Annotated in this window: 12 protein-coding genes; 5 read left to right on the top strand and 7 right to left on the bottom strand. The window is 76.9% G+C overall.

Annotated features, from left to right (window positions below; all coding sequences use genetic code 11):
- Positions 1-141: 141 nt before the first annotated feature.
- The 3 genes from IE98_RS0109570 to IE98_RS0109560 are packed head-to-tail and all read left to right on the top strand — an operon-like array spanning position 142 to position 3,315.
- A complete protein-coding gene (locus IE98_RS0109570; RefSeq protein ID WP_030267320.1) occupies positions 142-1,458 on the top strand; it encodes a glycosyltransferase family 4 protein in 1,317 nt (438 codons plus the stop codon).
- Positions 1,459-1,507: 49 nt separating this feature from the next.
- The gene (locus IE98_RS0109565; RefSeq protein WP_030267317.1) at positions 1,508-2,242 is read left to right on the top strand and encodes a class I SAM-dependent methyltransferase; all 735 of its coding nucleotides are present in this window, start codon (positions 1,508-1,510) and stop codon (positions 2,240-2,242) included.
- Entirely contained in the window at positions 2,239-3,315 is a 1,077-nt protein-coding gene (locus IE98_RS0109560; protein ID WP_030267314.1) for a prenyltransferase, read from the top strand. The genes IE98_RS0109565 and IE98_RS0109560 overlap by 4 nt, the downstream gene beginning before the upstream one ends.
- 67 nt (positions 3,316-3,382) lie before the next feature.
- Here the strand turns inward: IE98_RS0109560 and IE98_RS0109555 are convergent, their stop codons facing one another.
- The 4 genes from IE98_RS0109555 to IE98_RS0109535 all read right to left on the bottom strand — a co-directional run bounded on the left by IE98_RS0109555 (position 3,383) and on the right by IE98_RS0109535 (position 7,612).
- Positions 3,383-4,249 carry a hypothetical protein gene (locus tag IE98_RS0109555; protein WP_030267312.1) on the bottom strand — a complete coding sequence of 289 codons (867 nt, stop codon included), beginning with the start codon at positions 4,247-4,249 and terminating at the stop codon, positions 3,383-3,385.
- Between the two features lie 214 nt (positions 4,250-4,463).
- Entirely contained in the window at positions 4,464-5,426 is a 963-nt protein-coding gene (locus tag IE98_RS0109550; protein WP_052390337.1) for an N-acetylmuramoyl-L-alanine amidase, read from the bottom strand.
- A 7-nt stretch (positions 5,427-5,433) separates the two neighbouring features.
- Positions 5,434-6,735: a hypothetical protein gene (locus IE98_RS44415; protein WP_052390336.1), complete on the bottom strand. Its 1,302-nt coding sequence runs from the start codon at positions 6,733-6,735 to the stop codon at positions 5,434-5,436.
- 211 nt (positions 6,736-6,946) lie between these two features.
- On the bottom strand, positions 6,947-7,612 hold the full coding sequence (locus IE98_RS0109535; protein ID WP_030267305.1) for a class I SAM-dependent methyltransferase: 666 nt from the start codon (positions 7,610-7,612) through the stop codon (positions 6,947-6,949).
- Between the two features lie 211 nt (positions 7,613-7,823).
- Here IE98_RS0109535 and IE98_RS0109530 point away from each other — a divergent pair, with 211 nt between their 5' ends.
- A complete protein-coding gene (locus IE98_RS0109530; protein WP_030267302.1) occupies positions 7,824-8,903 on the top strand; it encodes an alcohol dehydrogenase catalytic domain-containing protein in 1,080 nt (359 codons plus the stop codon).
- 76 nt (positions 8,904-8,979) lie between these two features.
- Here IE98_RS0109530 and IE98_RS50035 read toward each other — a convergent pair whose 3' ends face one another.
- The 3 genes from IE98_RS50035 to IE98_RS0109515 form a co-directional block, all read right to left on the bottom strand.
- Positions 8,980-9,135 (bottom strand): hypothetical protein, encoded by a 156-nt coding sequence (locus IE98_RS50035; RefSeq protein ID WP_199922888.1) that lies wholly within the window; start codon positions 9,133-9,135, stop codon positions 8,980-8,982.
- Between the two features lie 194 nt (positions 9,136-9,329).
- Positions 9,330-11,273 carry an alpha/beta hydrolase family protein gene (locus IE98_RS48970; protein WP_052390335.1) on the bottom strand — a complete coding sequence of 648 codons (1,944 nt, stop codon included), beginning with the start codon at positions 11,271-11,273 and terminating at the stop codon, positions 9,330-9,332.
- Positions 11,274-11,322: 49 nt separating this feature from the next.
- Complete coding sequence (locus IE98_RS0109515) at positions 11,323-12,315, bottom strand: hypothetical protein (protein ID WP_030267298.1); 993 nt, start codon at positions 12,313-12,315, stop codon at positions 11,323-11,325.
- 451 nt (positions 12,316-12,766) lie between these two features.
- Here IE98_RS0109515 and IE98_RS0109510 point away from each other — a divergent pair, with 451 nt between their 5' ends.
- Positions 12,767-13,603, top strand: coding sequence for a Nif3-like dinuclear metal center hexameric protein (locus IE98_RS0109510; RefSeq protein ID WP_030267290.1), 837 nt, complete (start codon positions 12,767-12,769; stop codon positions 13,601-13,603).
- The last annotated feature ends 13 nt before the right edge of the window (positions 13,604-13,616 follow it).

The raw sequence follows: 13,616 nt of genomic DNA, 5'->3' as shown, positions 1-13,616 counted from the left end.
ACCGCGAAGCTACGGGCCGGTATCTTCGAGGTCTCTCGTTGTTCACATGCCCGACGACGATGACACACTCCACCGTGAAACGTGATCTACTTTAGCCGCTGCGGCCGCCGAGCCGGGCTGAGTAGGGACAAGGGGACCAGCATGACCGCGTCGCCGCGACCGCTGCGGATCGCCCTGCTCTCCTACCGCGGCGATCCGTTCTGCGGCGGCCAGGGCGTCTACGTCCGGCACCTGTCCCGCGAGCTCGCCCGCCTCGGCCACCACGTCGACGTGATCGGCGCCCAGCCGTTCCCCGTCCTCGACGAGGTCGAGGGCCCCGGCTCCGTCCGGCTGGTCGAGCTGCCCAGCCTCGACCTGTACCGCGCCGACGACCCCTTCCGCACCCCGGCCCTCGCCGAGTACCGCGGCCCGGTCGACGTGCTGGAGTTCCTCACCATGCGCACCGGCGGCTTCCCCGAGCCGCTGACCTTCTCGCTGCGCGCCCGGCAGTTCCTCGCCCGGCACAGAGGCCGCTACGACGTCGTCCACGACAACCAGACCCTCGGCTACGGCCTGCTCGGCCTGGAGCGGCACGGCTTCCCGCTGGTCACCACCGTGCACCACCCGATCACCGTGGACCGCCGCCTGGAGCTGGAGGCCGCGGCCACCGCCGTCAAGCGGCTCTCGCTGCGCCGCTGGTACGCCTTCACCCGGATGCAGAAGCGGGTCGCCGCGCGCCTGGAGCACGTCATCACCGTCTCCGCGAGCTCCGCCGCGGAGATCGTCGAGCACCTCGGCGTCGCCGCCGGCGCCGTCTCGGTGGTGCCGATCGGCGCCGACACCCGGCTCTGGTCGCCCGACCCGTCGGTGGCCACCGTGCCCGGGCGGATCGTCACCACCTCCTCCGCCGACGTCCCGCTGAAGGGCCTCGTCCACCTCGTCGAGGCGCTCGCCAAGGTCCGCACCGAGCGCGAGGCCCACCTCGTGGTCGTCGGCAAGCCGCAGAAGGAGGACGGCCCGGTCGCCGACGCCGTCCGCCGGTTCGGCCTGGAGGAGCACATCGACTTCCGGACGGGGCTGACCGACCGGGAGCTCGTCGACCTGTACCGCTCCGCCGAGGTCGCCTGCGTCCCCTCGCTGTACGAGGGCTTCTCGCTGCCCGCCGCCGAGGCCATGGCCACCGCCACGCCGCTGGTCGCCACCACCGGCGGCGCCATCCCCGAGGTCTCCGGCAAGGACGACGAGACCTGCCTCGCCGTGCCGCCCGCCGACGCCGGCGCGCTCGCCGCCGCCCTCGGCCGGCTGCTCGACGACCCCGCGCTGCGAGAACGCCTCGGCGCCGCCGGCCGCGAGCGGGTGCTGGCCAACTTCACCTGGCAACGCGCCGCCGAGCTCACCGCCGAGCGCTACCGCGCCGCCGTCGCCACCGGGGCCGGGCAGCGCGCCCGCGCCGGCCGCGGCTGGCGCTACGTCACCTGACGCTTCGCCCACCTCCTTCAGTACAGCAGCAACGAATGGGAGCCCCGCAGTGCTGACCGTCGATTTCTCCCGCTTCCCGCTCGCCCCCGGCGACCGGGTGCTCGACCTGGGCTGCGGCGGGGGCCGGCACGCCTTCGAGGCCTACCGCCGCGGCGCGAACGTCGTCGCCCTGGACCAGAACGGCGACGAGATCGCCGAGGTCCGCAAGTGGTTCGCGGCGATGGAGCAGGCCGGCGAGGCCCCGGCGGGCGCCTCCGCCACCGCCATGGAGGGCGACGCGCTCAACCTGCCCTTCGAGGACGACACCTTCGACCGGATCATCATCTCCGAGGTCATGGAGCACATCCCGGACGACAAGGGCGTGCTGGCCGAGATGGTGCGGGTGCTGAAGCCGGGCGGTCTGCTCGCCGTCACCGTGCCCCGCTACCTGCCGGAGAAGATCTGCTGGGCGCTCTCCGACGAGTACCACGAGGTCGAGGGCGGCCACATCCGCATCTACCGCGGCGACGAACTCGTCGACAAGGTCCGCGAGGCCGGCCTGGAGCCCTACGGCACCCACCACGCGCACGCCCTGCACGCGCCGTACTGGTGGATCAAGTGCGCCGTCGGCGTGAACAACGACAAGGCGCTGCCCGTCCGTGCCTACCACCAGCTGCTGGTCTGGGACATCGTCGGCACCCCGGTGATCAGCACGATCACCAAGGCCGCCGAGAAGGCGCTCAACCCCGTGATCGGCAAGAGCTTCGTGGTGTACGCCTCCAAGCCGCACCGGGCCGGCAAGTGACGGCGGCCGTCCCCGAGGCGCTGCTGCTCGACGGCGTCCTCGACGCCGAGCAGGCCGCCGCCACCGTCCGGTCGATCCTCGCCGACCAGCAGCCCGACGGCGCCCTGCCGTGGTTCCACGGCGGCCACCTCGACCCGTGGGACCACACCGAGGCCGCGATGGCCCTCGACACGGCCGGCGAGCACGCCGCCGCCGAGGCCGCCTACCGCTGGCTGGTCGACCACCAGAACCCCGACGGCTCCTGGTACGCCGCCTACTCCTACGGCCACGGCGGCCCCGACGGCGAGGTCACCAACCCCGCCAAGGAGACCAACTTCTGCGCGTACGTCGCCGTCGGCGCCTGGCACCACCACCTGGCCACCGGCGACGACGCCTTCCTGGAGTGGATCTGGCCCACCGTCCGCCGCGCGCTCGACTTCACCGTCGGCCTGCGGCTGCCCGGCGGCCCCATCGCCTGGCGCCGGGACGAGGACGGCACCGCCCCCGACGAGGCGCTGCTCACCGGCTCCTCGTCGATCCTGCACGCCCTGCGGTGCGGCCTCGCCATCGCCGACCACCTCGAAGAGCCCCAGCCCGACTGGGAGTTGGCCGCCGGCCGGCTGCGCCACGCGATCGCCCACCACCCGGAGCGGTTCCTCGACAAGGACCGCTACTCGATGGACTGGTACTACCCGGTGCTCGGCACCGCCCTGCGCGGCGCCGAGGCCGATCGGCGGATCGCCCGCGACTGGGACCGCTTCGTCGTCCCCGGCCTCGGCGTCCGCTGCGTCAGCGACCGGCCCTGGGTCACCGGCGGCGAGAGCGCCGAACTCGCCCTCGCCCTCTGGGCGGTCGGCCAGTCCGACCGCGCCGTCGAGATACTCCGCTGGATCCAGCACCTGCGGCACACCGACGGCTCCTACTGGACGGGCTACGTCTTCGAGGACGACGCGATCTGGCCCGAGGAGCGCACCACCTGGACGGCCGGCGCCCTGCTGCTCGCCGTCGCCGCCCTCGGCGGCGACCACGCCACGGTGGCCGTCTTCGGCGGCGACGGTCTGCCCGCCGGACTGGTCGTCAACGACTGCTGCTGAGAACCCCGCACGCACGCCGAAGGGGCGGCACCCGACCGGGTGCCGCCCCTTCGGCGTTGAGCCGCTGTCAGCCGCGCTGGATGCCGGAGGCGTCGGCCAGCAGGCCGTGCGAACCGTCCGGCAGCTGCGCCACCAGCGCCGCGCCGCGCTGCTCGACCGCCAGGTACCAGGTGCCCGGGACGAGCTCGCCGACCGGCGGCGCCGCCGGGTTGTCCTTGTTCGCCAGCTGGCGGACGGCCGGCACCGCGAACCAGAACGGCTGGAACGGCGCGGCCGGGGCGGCGTCGTGCACCGGCTGCGCGGCCTGCTGGGCCGCACCCGGGTAGCCGTAGCCGCCGGCCTGCTGCTGCTCCGCGCCGTAGGCCGGGGCCTGCGCCGCACCGGGCTGCCCGGCCTGCGGGTAGCCGTACTGGCCGGGCTGGCCCGGCTGGCCCGCGCCCTGCGGGAACGCCTGGTACGGCTGCGCCGGCGCGGCCGGCTTGTCCGTCAGCAGCGGCCCCTGCAGGGCCGGCACCAGCGGGCCCGCCGCGGCGGCACCGGCCAGCACCAGCGCGGCCAGCAGGCCGAGCCAGGCGCCGAAGCCGTGACTCACGCCGTCCCCGCCGCCGCCGATCGCCCAGAGCGCCGACCACAGCGTGGCGACCGACAGTGCGGTGCCCCACTGGTCGAGGCGCAGGCCGAGGACCTGCCGGGTGGCCGAGGCCTCGCCCTGCAGGCGGTGCACCAGGATCAGCGCCGCCGCGACGATGCCGAGCAGGAACGCCGACGGCAGGATCGGGAAGAGCGAGGCCTTCCACGCGTTCTGGCTGTCCGAGGTGCACCGGTTGGCGATGCAGAACTCGACCGTCAGGTAGGGCAGGAAGGACGCGATGAAGAGCAGTACGGCCGCACCTGCGACGGCGGCGTCTCCCCGCGTGAGAGCGCGCAGATTCACTAACGTTCCCCTCGTTGGTGTGTCGTGGACTGCGTGTCGGGCGGTCGGCTGACCGGTACGGGACGTCCCCGGACTGCTAGAGCCTAGGGCCCGGGTCGTGCGCTGTGCACAGCGCCCCGGGGAAACCCCCGATTTCGTTGCCAAATCGCCGTGACTCCAGGTCAGCGCGCGACCGGCGGACGGGCCGGTGCGGCCCCGCCGGTCGTGCGCGCCGTCACGAGCCCCCGGCCAGGAAGGCGGTCACCGCCTCCGCGATCCCCTCGGCGGCCTTCTGCCGCCACTGCGGGTCCGTCATGTGCTGGGCGTCCGCGGCGTTGCGCATGTTCCCGCACTCGATGAACACCTTCGGCACCCGCGACAGGTTGAGCCCGCCCAGGTCCGTGCGGGTGTCCAGGCCGTCCTTGCCGATGTAGTCGGCGTACGGCTGGCCGGTCGCCTGCTTGAAGGCGTCCCGCAGCTCCAGGCCCAGCCGGTGCGAGGGGTCGACGATCGCCGAGGTGTCGGCGGCGCCAGCGGTGACCTTCCCCGGCATGATCACGTGGAAGCCGTGCGCACCGGACGGGGCGCCGTCGGCGTGCACGGACACCGCCGCGTCCGCCTTCGCCTGGTTCCCGATCCGGGCCCGCTCGTCGATGCACGGCCCGAACGGCCGGTCGCCGTCCTGGGTGAGCACCACGTTCGCACCGCGCTGCCGCAGGATCTCCCGCGCCCGGTGCACCACGTCCAGCGTGTACGCGGCCTCGCTGTAGCCCGCGTTGGTCGCCGTACCGGTGGTGTCGCACTCCTTGCGGGCGTTGCCGATGTCCACCTGCTTGTTGATCTCGCCGGTGTGCTTGACGTTGCCCGGGTTGTGCCCCGGGTCGAGCAGCACGGTGCGGCCGTTCAGCGGCCCGGAGCCGGTCGGCGCGGAGGCGCTCGGCGCGGGCCCGCCCGCCGTCGCAGCGGAGGAGGCCGGGGCCGGCCCGGACGGGGACGGGTCCGGCGCCGGTGCCGCGGCGGTGTCCGCCGGGGTGGCGGCGGACGCGGCCGCCGGACGGGAGCCGTCGGCGAGCGCCTGCCAGCCGAACCAGCCGCCCGCGCAGAGCGCGGGCACCGTGCAGACGAGCACGGCGATGCCGAGGCGGCGGGCGCGGCGGGGGCGCTCCGGGTACTGGGGGTCGTTGGTGGTGCCGGTCACGGGTGGTTCAGATCCTGTCCCAGGTGCGCTCGGTCAGACCGTAGGTCTTCGCGATGGCGTTCCATTTCGCCACGAAGTCCTTCTTGGACTGGGTGGCCTGCGGATTGAGGTCGTTGGCGCGCTTCTTGTCGGCGGTGTTCGGGGCGGAACTGCCGGAGCAGCCCTGGCCGGCGACCGTCCGCGCCCAGGCCGCGTACGCCCGGTCGATGTCGCCCGAGGTCTGCCAGGCGGACTTCAGGGTCTGCGCGGCCTCCGCGCCGCCCGGCAGCGCGCCGAGGTCCAGCTTGCCGAGGTCGGCGACCAGCTGGTCGCGCTGGGAGGCCCCGTCGTCGAAGACCTGCGCGGCACCGCTGATCTCCGCCTTGTCCGGGCAGCTCGTCACCTTCGCGACCGCGCTGCCGATCGGTGCCTTGGCGCTCTCGCCGCGGGCCAGCAGCGCGTCCAGCGCCTTGGCCTGCCCCTCGGCCCCGGGCCCGGCGCTCGCGCCGTCGCTCGGCGAGGCCGCCGCCGACCCGCCCGCCGGGGTGGACGGCGCCGCACCGCCGGCCCCGCCCTGCCCGGGCGGCGGCACCGCGGAGGCGGCCGGCGCGTTGGCCGTCGGCTTGCCGTCCGAGCCCGAGTTCTGCACCGCCCAGACCGTGCCGACCCCGACCAGCAGCAGCAGCGCCACGCCCGCGCCGATCAGCAGCGGCGTCCGGTTGCGGGCCGGCTCCTCGGCGTCCAGGTCCTCGTACGCCGGGCCCGGGGCGGCGGCCGGGTACGGGGCGGCCTGCGCCGGGTCGAAGGCGGGGAACGGCGGGCGGCCGCCGCCGTCGAACGGGGCGCCGCCCTGCGGCGGGAAGCCGGGCCCGGGCGGGAAGCCCTGCGGCGGCGGGAAGCCCTGCTGCGGCGGAGCCGCTGCGGGGAAGGCCTGCGTCCGGTCCTGCGGCGGGAAGCCCGCCGGTGCCGCACCCGGCTGCGCGCCGGCCACGTACGGCCGGGCGCCCGGCGGCGGCCCCTGGTCGCCCGCGGGCACCGGTGGCAGCAGCGTCGTCGCCTGCTCGTCCCCCGCCGCCCCGCGGGCCGGCGGGAAGCCCGGCGGAGGGACGGACGCGCCCGGCGCCTGCGGGCCCGCGTGCGGCCCGGCCTGCGGGGGGAACGGCTGCGCGTGCGGCGGGAAGCCGGAGGGCGCGGCGGCCGGGCGGCCCGGGGCACCGGCCGGGGGCGGCGGCGCGCCCTCGGGCGTCGGCCTGCGCCGCACCCAGCCGCCGGCACCGCCGCGCGCGGTCGGGTCCCAGACCGCCGGCGGCGTGTTGTCCTGATCCGTCATTCCCCTGCCCTCGCCCCGCTGCGTAGTCGCGTTGCACCCACCGCGCCGTGCCCAGCCGTTCGACTGCTGTCCGACACCGTACAGACCGCGGGTGTGCCACGGCACGGCACCCGGTGGTACCGCCGTGTCGTACGACGGCGGAGCGCCCGGGATCGTGCCCGCGGCGCCCGCCGGTCCGGTCCGGCCGGCCGGACCGACCGGCCGGCGCCGGTCAGCCCGAGGTCCGCCGCCGCAGCACCCGCAGCGACCCCGTCACCGAGACCTCCTCGAAGCCCTCGGCCAGTGCCCGCAGGTACACCCGGTACGGCGCCTGGCCGCCGTCCGCCGGGTCCGGGAAGACGTCGTGCACCACCAGCAGGCCGTCCTCGGCCAGGTGCGGCACCCAGCCCTCGTAGTCGCCGGTCGCGTGCTCGTCGGTGTGCCCGCCGTCGACGAAGACCAGCGCCAGCCGGCCGCCCCACAGCGCCGCGATCTGCGGCGAGCGGCCCACCAGGGCCACCACGTACTCCTCCAGCCCGGCCTGGAACAGCGTCCGGCGGAAGGACGGCAGGGTGTCCATCCGGCCTACCTCCGGGTCGACCAGCGTCGGGTCGTGGTACTCCCAGCCCGGCTGCTGCTCCTCCGAGCCGCGGTGGTGGTCCACGGTGAGCGCCACCGTGCCGGTCCGCCGGGCCGCGTCCGCGAGCAGGACCGCCGAGCGGCCGCAGTACGTGCCGATCTCCAGCACCGGCAGCCCGGTGCGCTCCGCAGCCTCCACCGCCGCCGCGTACAGCGCCAGGCCCTCGTCCACCGGCATGAAACCGGTCGCCGACTCGAAGGCCTTCAGCACCTCGGGCTCCGGGCGGGCCGCGCCGGGCGCGTCGTGGCGGTCGGTCATGCTGGTGCTCCCTGGTGCCGGACGGACGGGTGCAGCGGACCCTACCCGACGGTCCGCGGCCGCCGGCCGCCCAGGTCCGCGCCCGGAGCCCGGCCTCCGCGCCCGGCGCCCGTACGCTCGTGCCGTCGGGCGCCGCCGCACGCGGGCGTGCGCGGGCCGTCCGGGTCGGTCGTCCGGGTCGACCGGGGCAACGAGGGGAACGGGAGCACCGATGCGCGCAGCGATCCTGCACGAGACAGGCCAGGACGGGCTGGAGGTCCGCGACGACGTGGAGACGGTCGACGTCGGGCCGGGCACCGTCCGGGTCCGGATGCGCGCCGCCGGGCTCTGCCACTCCGACCTCTCCGCGATGAGCGGCGTCCTGCCGCAGCCGGCCCCGTTCGTGCCGGGCCACGAGGGCGCCGGCGAGGTCACCGAGGTCGGCGCGGGCGTCACCGGCCTCGCCCCGGGCGACCGGGTGGTGCTCTGCTGGATGCCGCCCTGCGGCCGCTGCGCGTTCTGCACCCGCGGCGAGACCCACCTGTGCACCGCGAGCCTCAAGCGGCTCGCCGAGCCCACCTTCCGCTTCGGCGACGGCACCGCCGCGCACGGCTTCTACAGCACCGGCAGCTTCGCCGAGGAGGCCGTGGTCGCCGCCGACGCCGTGCTCAAGGTGCCCGCCGACCTGCCCTTCGAGCTGGCCGCACTGGTCGGCTGCGGGGTCACCACCGGCTTCGGCGCGGTGGTCAACACCGCCCGGATCGAGCCGGGCGCCACCGTCGCCGTGCTCGGCGCCGGCGGGGTCGGCGCGGCCGCCGTCCAGGCCGCGCTGGTCAGCGGCGCGGCCCGGGTCACCGTGGTCGACCCGGTCGCCGCCCGCCGCGAGCTGGCCCTGGCGCTCGGCGCCACCGACGCCCTCGCCCCGGAGGAACTGCGGGCCGCCGCCAAGGGACTCGCCCTCGGCGGCTACGACTGCGTGGTGGAGGCGGTCGGCCGCTCGGAGACCGTCCGCGCCGCCTACGACGCCGCCCGGCGCGGCGGCACCGTCGTGGTGGTCGGCGCCGGCGCCCGCGACGACAAGGTCTCCTTCAGCCTCGGCGAACTGTTCTTCAACGAGAAGCGCGTGCTGCCCTCGCTGTACGGCGGCGGCGACGTCGCCCGCACCGCGGCCCGGGTGATCGACCTGTGGCGGGCCGGGCGGCTCGACCTGGCCGCGCTGGTCACCCACCGGGTGCCGCTCGCCCGGGTCGGCGAGGCCGTCGCGGGCATGCGCCGCGGCGAGGGGCTGCGCACCGTGGTCACCTTCGACTGAGTCGAGAGCGGCCGGGAGAACGACGGAACGGCTGCGGCCCGGGGCAGGAGCCCCGGGCCGCAGCCGTTCGATCAGGTCAGCGACGGTGCCGGCCGTGCGGGTCGGCATCGGCCCGGTCGTCCGGCGCCGTCGTGCCGCGGTGGCGGCCGTGCGCGGTGTCCTCGGCCATGGCCTCGTCGGCGCCGGGCGCGGTGCGGTCGTGCTCGGTGGTGTCGGTGAGGGTTTCGGACATCAGGATCTGTGTTCTCCGTGCGGTGCGGTGCTGCGGCTGCAGCGTCGTCCGGCCGGGCACTCGGCGGCCCGGCCGCCCGGACGTTCGGCGCCCGGGACCCCGGCCGCCGCAGCGGCCGGATCGGGTACGAGCCTATCGGGGCCGTCACTGCCCGCGCACGGCACACTCCGATCCAGTGGCGCCGGGGCGGGCCGTCAGGCCGGTCTGCCGGTGCGCAGGAAGCCCGCCAGCAGCTCGTGCAGGACGGCGGCGCCCTCCTCGGCCAGCAGGTCGTGGCCGGCCCCGGCGGCCTCCACGTACCGGAAGTCGGTGCCCTCGGCCCGGCCGAGCCGCAGCAGCTCGTGACGGAGGGTGCGGGACTGCCCGACCGGCACCACCTCGTCCCGGTCGCCGTGCACGACCAGCAGCGGGGCCGTCAGCCGCCCGGCGAGCTGCAGCACGTCGCGCGGGCCGCGGGCGTCCTGCGGTTCGGCCTCGCCGCCGAGGCGCTCGCACATCGCCCGGACGGGCTCGGCGGCCTCCGCGAGCAGCCGCGCCCCGGACAGGAAGGGCGCCACCACCGCGCAGCGCGCCAAGTGCCCGGCCGGGGCGTGCGCGGCGGCCAGCAGGGCCAGGAAGGCGCCGTAGCTGACGCCGAACAGGGCGGGCGGCTCCAGGCCGAGGGCGGCGCGCTGCTCGGCCAGCCCGTCCAGCAGGTGCAGCACGTCGTCGAGGTCCGGGCCGCCCCAGGCGCCGTGCACCGCCGCCTCGTGCTCGGCCCCGTAGCCGGTCGAGCCGCGCTGGTTGACGGCGACCACGGCCGTGCCGCGGTCGGCCATCCGCTGCAGCGCCGGGTCGAACTCCAGCCGCCAGGTGTCGGCGGGGCCGCCGTGCAGCGCCAGCACGAGGTGCGGGGCGGCCAGCCAGGAGTCGCCGCCGTACACGACGGCCTCCAGCGGGCCGGCCGGGCCGCCGAGGTGCACCAGCCGGGCCGTGTGCCAGCTGCCGCCGTCGCCGGGTTCGGCCGAGCCGTCCACCCGCCAGCCCGGAGGGTGCGCGTCGGCCAGCCCGGCGGGCTGCTCGCCGTGGACGGCACCGGAGCCGAGCGGGGCGAGCTGCAGCGGCAGCGGCGGCGGGACGGCGCCCGGGGCGCCCGTGCCGCCGGCCGTCAGCAGGGCGTCCACGTCGACGGTGGCGAGGGCGGCCGGGCGGTCCGGCGCCGAGTACGGGATCCGCAGGCCCGCCGCCGACCAGTGGCCGGTCTCGCCGAACCGGCCGGGCGGTGCCGGCAGCCGCTCCAGCCGGCCCGAGGAGGGCTGCCAGAGCGCGAGGCCGGTGGCCGCGCCGTGGTCGAGCTGCAGCACGACGCGCGGATCGGCGGACCCGTCCGGGGCGAGCGCGACCGGTCGCGGCACCGGCCCCGGCGTGTGCAGGCAGTCGGGGAAGCGGACCGGGTCGGAGCCGCCGAGCACCGCCCAGCCGAGGCGGTCGGCGCCCGGCGCGTCACTGCGGACGAGGCCGAAGCCGCTCGCCGGGTCGAACAGCACCAGCCGGTCGTTGCTGCCCTCGGCGATCTCCAGCAGCGGGGTGACGGCGCCGAGTTCGAGGTCCAGGACGACGGTGCGCACCGCACCGTCGGCGACCCGGTCGAGGGCCAGCAGCCGCCCGGCGGTGTCCAGCCAGACCCCGCCGCCGTACATCCCGGGCAGCTCGGCGGCCTGGGCCGGCGGCGAGCCGTCCGCGGGGATCCGCCAGACCGTGGTGACCGGCCGGCCGTCGGTGCCGAGGGCGACCGCGCCACCACCGGGCTGCGGCAGCAGCCGCAACCCGGGCAGCCAGAGCCGGGCCAGCTGCTGCTCGCGGCCGTCCGGCTCCGCGGACAGCAGGACGAGGTCGTGCCGCTCGCCGTCGTGCCGGCAGACCAGCACCCGGCCGTCAGGGAGCGCGACCAGCTGCGAGCGCAGGGTCTCGGTGCGGCCGCCGGGCGGGGGCAGCGGGACGGGCCCGGCGGCGGAGCCGTCGGCGGGCAGCCGCCAGCTCTCGGCGTACCAGCCGCCGTCCGGGCCGGCGGCCAGGCAGGCGGCGTGCGAGCCGTCGGCGGCGAAGGTGAAGCCGAACCGGCGCAGCGCCTGCGCGGCGCTCCGGGCAACGGTGCTCATCGGCGGCTCTCCTGATCCGTACGGGGGTTGGGGGCGGGCGGCGCGCGGGTCAGGTACCGGTGCGGCCGCCGGGGGAGGACGGGGACGGCGGGGACGGCACTGCGGGCGCGGCCGGTACTGCGGGCGCGGCCGCAGTACCGGTGAGCGCCGCCAGGGCCCGCTGCGGCGGCCAGCGGTCCGCGGGGGAGTCGGCGGTCAGGCCTAGCACGACGGGGGCGAGCCGGCGGGCGGTCTCGCCGCTCCGCGCGGCCAGGGCCAGCCAGCGCCGCAGCCGGGCCGCGGCGGGCGGGGCCGGCGGGGTGCCGGCCCGGGCCTCCGGGAACTCCTCGGCGAGCAGCGGCGGCCGGCCGGTGGCGAGCAGGAGGAGCAGTCCGCCGAGGGCCTGCCGGTCGTCGGCGTACGGGCCGCGGTGCAGCACGGCGGCGCCGGAGCGCGGTGCCGGGTACGGCCGCGGGTCGAGCAGGACGATCCGGCCGTCCGGTCCGACGAGGACCCGGTCGGCGCGGAGGTCGCGCAGCGCCGCGCCCAGCCCGTGCACCCGCACGAGCAGGTCGGCCAGCGCCGTGGCGACGGGACGGGCCTGCGGCCAGGGGACGCCGGGATCGCCGTCCCGGCCGAGCCGGTCGGCGACCCAGTGGTCCAGTGCCGTGCCGGTGGCGCCCGCCGGCGGCCCCGGTGGTGCGGCGAGGCCGGCTGCGGCGAGCGCGGCGGATAACCGCTCCGGTGCGTCGGCCTCCCGTGCCGGCCGGGCCGACCCCCTCCCCTCGAAGGGGCCGACCTGCGGCTCGGCGAAGCCCCGCCCGCCACCGCGGAGTTCCGAGCCCGCCGGCTCGTCGCGCCTCCCCGCGCGACCCGCCGGCGCGGACGGCCGGGCGGTGCGCCGGGGGCCGTCGACGGCGGCCGCCCGGCCGCCCTCGCCTCCCCGCCCCTGCGCACCGGCCTCGGCCGTCCGCACGACCTCCAGTGCCGTGCCGTCCGCATCCGGCCCGTCACCGACCGGCCCCGCCACCGAGGCCGAACGCAGCGGTGTGCCCGCCCCCATCGCTTCACACCCCTTCGTGTCGACGCCGCGGGTGCCCACTGCTCCTGCACCGCGGCCCGGTCGTTCTGGAAGTGACGAGAGCCGCCCGGTTGCCGGACCGTCCGCGGGCCACTCGTCCGGCCCGCGCCGGAGCCCGGCGCCCTTCCCGACCCCCCAGGTCAGGGCAACTCTCGTTCGCGGAACTGAAGTTACTTTCGTGGTCGGTGTGACTCAACGCAGCCCGGGTCACTTCACTCGTAAGGGTGATCCAGATCCGATTCCGGTCCTGCGCGGGCCCCGGGGTGCGCTCCGGGCCCCGCCCGGCGCCCCGGAGCGCACCCCGTGCGACGTGCGCCGCGGACCGGCCGGTCGGCGGACGGCGCGCCGCCGCGCGCGGGTTGACGCGCAGCTGTGCGGACGGCCGCCGAACGGCGCGCACCGGGGCGCCCGCCGGGCGCGGTAGTCTCGACAGGTGCCGAAACTGTCCGACGTGATCACCGCGCTCGAAGAGCTGTACCCGCCGCAGTGGGCGGAGTCCTGGGACGCCGTCGGGCTGGTCTGCGGCGACCCGGAGGCCGAGGTCCGGCGGGTGCTGTTCGCCGTCGACCCGGTGCAGCCGGTGGTCGACGAGGCCGTCGCGTGGGGCGCCGACCTGGTCGTCACCCACCACCCCCTCTACCTGCGCGGCACCACCAGCGTCGCCGCCACCACCTTCAAGGGCCGGGTCGTCCACACCCTGATCCGGCAGGGCATCGCCCTGCACGTCGCGCACACCAACGCCGACCACGCCGACCCCGGCGTCTCGGACGCCCTCGCCGAGGCCGTCGGCCTGCGCGTCACCGGCCCGCTCGTCCCCGACCCGACCGACCCGGCCGGCCGCCGCGGCGGCGGCCGGATCGGCGTGCTGCCCGAGCCGATGACCCTCGCCGCGTTCGCCGCGCAGGTCGCCGCCGGACTGCCCGCCACCGCCACCGGCGTCCGCGTCTCCGGCGACCCGGAGCGGACGATCGGCCGGGTCGCCGTCTGCGGCGGCTCCGGCGACTCCTTCTTCGCCGAGGTCCGCGCCGCGGGCGTCGACGCCTACGTCACCGCCGACCTGCGCCACCACCCCGCCTCCGAGGCGTCCGAGGCCGCCCCGACCGCCCTCGTCGACGCCGCCCACTGGGCCACCGAGTGGCCCTGGCTGAACCTCGCCGCCCGGTCCCTGGACGAGGCGGCCGGCAAGCACGGCTGGCAACTGGAGACCAAGGTCTCCCACCTGGTCACCGACCCGTGGACGGGGCACGCCCCCATGCCGTACACCGCCTGACACCTGATCGATT

Source organism: Streptomyces sp. NRRL B-24484, from assembly GCF_000717715.1.
Classification (GTDB): Bacteria; Actinomycetota; Actinomycetes; order Streptomycetales; family Streptomycetaceae; genus Kitasatospora.
The sequence above is the reverse complement of the archived record's forward strand: the minus strand, read 5'-3'. Positions and strand labels throughout refer to the sequence as shown.

Bases quoted from the DNA above. Each gene is read 5' to 3' on its own strand.
- IE98_RS0109570 (WP_030267320.1), top strand. From the start codon at position 142: ATGACCGCGTCGCCGCGACCGCTGCGGATCGCCCTGCTCTCCTACCGC.
- IE98_RS44415 (WP_052390336.1), bottom strand. From the start codon at position 6,735: ATGACGGATCAGGACAACACGCCGCCGGCGGTCTGGGACCCGACCGCG.
- IE98_RS0109535 (WP_030267305.1), bottom strand. From the start codon at position 7,612: ATGACCGACCGCCACGACGCGCCCGGCGCGGCCCGCCCGGAGCCCGAG.
- IE98_RS0109530 (WP_030267302.1), top strand. From the start codon at position 7,824: ATGCGCGCAGCGATCCTGCACGAGACAGGCCAGGACGGGCTGGAGGTC.
- IE98_RS50035 (WP_199922888.1), bottom strand. From the start codon at position 9,135: ATGTCCGAAACCCTCACCGACACCACCGAGCACGACCGCACCGCGCCC.
- IE98_RS48970 (WP_052390335.1), bottom strand. From the start codon at position 11,273: ATGAGCACCGTTGCCCGGAGCGCCGCGCAGGCGCTGCGCCGGTTCGGC.
- IE98_RS0109515 (WP_030267298.1), bottom strand. From the start codon at position 12,315: ATGGGGGCGGGCACACCGCTGCGTTCGGCCTCGGTGGCGGGGCCGGTC.